Origin of the sequence: Algibacter pacificus, from assembly GCF_008033385.1 — a bacterium.
Lineage (GTDB): Bacteria > Bacteroidota > Bacteroidia > Flavobacteriales > Flavobacteriaceae > Algibacter > Algibacter pacificus.
Genome location: NZ_VOGY01000041.1, coordinates 1 through 1,420 on the forward strand (window position 1 = coordinate 1; position 1,420 = coordinate 1,420).

The 1,420-nt window shown below is 29.1% G+C and carries 3 protein-coding genes; all 3 read right to left on the reverse strand.

Annotation, left to right across the window (positions count from 1 at the left end; genetic code table 11):
* Positions 1–426 precede the first annotated feature (426 nt).
* Positions 427–729 (reverse strand): type II toxin-antitoxin system RelE/ParE family toxin, encoded by a 303-nt coding sequence (locus FQU21_RS17270; protein WP_147679271.1) that lies wholly within the window; start codon positions 727–729, stop codon positions 427–429.
* A gap of 1 nt (position 730) precedes the next feature.
* Positions 731–952 carry a hypothetical protein gene (locus FQU21_RS17275; protein WP_147679273.1) on the reverse strand — a complete coding sequence of 74 codons (222 nt, stop codon included), beginning with the start codon at positions 950–952 and terminating at the stop codon, positions 731–733.
* A gap of 109 nt (positions 953–1,061) precedes the next feature.
* On the reverse strand, positions 1,062–1,283 hold the full coding sequence (locus FQU21_RS17280; protein WP_317130675.1) for an integrase core domain-containing protein: 222 nt from the start codon (positions 1,281–1,283) through the stop codon (positions 1,062–1,064).
* Between the last annotated feature and the right edge of the window lie 137 nt (positions 1,284–1,420).

Genomic DNA, 1,420 nt, shown 5'->3' on the forward strand with positions numbered 1-1,420 from the left:
AATTTGTTGCTCTAGTTTTAAACGTTTATCAGCACTATGCTTATATTTATAATAAGCATCACGTTTTAATCCAAAATAACTAGAAATAGTAGATAGGGAAGCAAATCCCTTAGATTTTTCTTTAGCTATGTTTAAGGTTTTATACTTAGTTTTTTTTTAGATCGGCAACCGATTTATAGCCAAGATCTTCGGCTGCTACTTCAAGGTATGAATCCAATACCATAGCATCAAGATCTTTTTTAAGTAGTAGCTTACATTAAAAAATATATGAAATTCATAGAAAAACGTACTAAAAGCGGCGCAGGGGCACAGAGGCTTTATTTTAGTCTCAAAAATACCTTTTGCAACCTTATAAATATGCTTTTAAAGCCTTTTAAAACACATTATGGGCTTGTGCAACGGTTACCATTGTTGGGCTTTCGTTTTTTATATTTCTTTATCCAGTTTATTCAGGTTTTGTCTTGTGTCAAATAACGTAACAATATTTATTCGTTTAGAATTATAGCGATAATATATAGTCGTTTGTTTTGTGATTACGCATTTTCTTAAACTTTTTCCTTTTTTAGATTCGGGAAATATTTCAGGCTGGTTTTTAATTATTTCAATTGATGAATCTAATTTTTCAACAAAATCCTTTTTTACTTTAACAGACCATTTTTCGATTAAATACTCGAAAAGTTTTTCTAATTTCCTTTCGGCTGTTTTTGAAATAACAACTTTTCTGCTCAATTTATCTGTGTTTTTGCATAAAAGATTCGTAATCCGTTATTTCTCCATTTTTTATTTCACGAGAAGCTGTTTCAATTTCTTTACGTTGTTCAATAGATAAATCGTCCCAAAAGTCAGTAGTTTTTGCTTTTTTGAAGATTTTTTTAATTGATTCAATGATTTTAGGGTTTTCGGTGTCCAAAAGCATTTTTACCAATTCTATTTTTTCCGATTGAATATTCATCTCATATTTATTTATTACCAAAAATAATGATTTATGCTTGAAATTTTGTTGAGAAAACAATTTTTTTAAATGTCTTGTCCTGAAATATGGCTACAGGTTAAAATTGAAATTAAGCTGATAATTGATATACCATATTCGGTGTTTTATAGTCTAAAGATAAGTGTAATCTTATTTGGTTGTATAAATTAATTGCATTTTTTGCAGATCGCTTGGCGTGAGCCAAGTTATCAAAGGTTTGGTCATGATAGAATTCATCTTTTAAAATCCCATTTACCCGTTCAGCTATAGCATTTTCGTAACAGTGATTTTCTTCAGTCATACTAATATTTATATGCTTTTTTTAAGTATTTGAGTGTATACATTACTACAATATTGTATTCCTCTATCGGAGTGATGAATAAGCCCATTGATATTTTTGGCTTGATAAATAGCCTTATTAAGAGCTCTTACACATCCCTTTAATTCTAA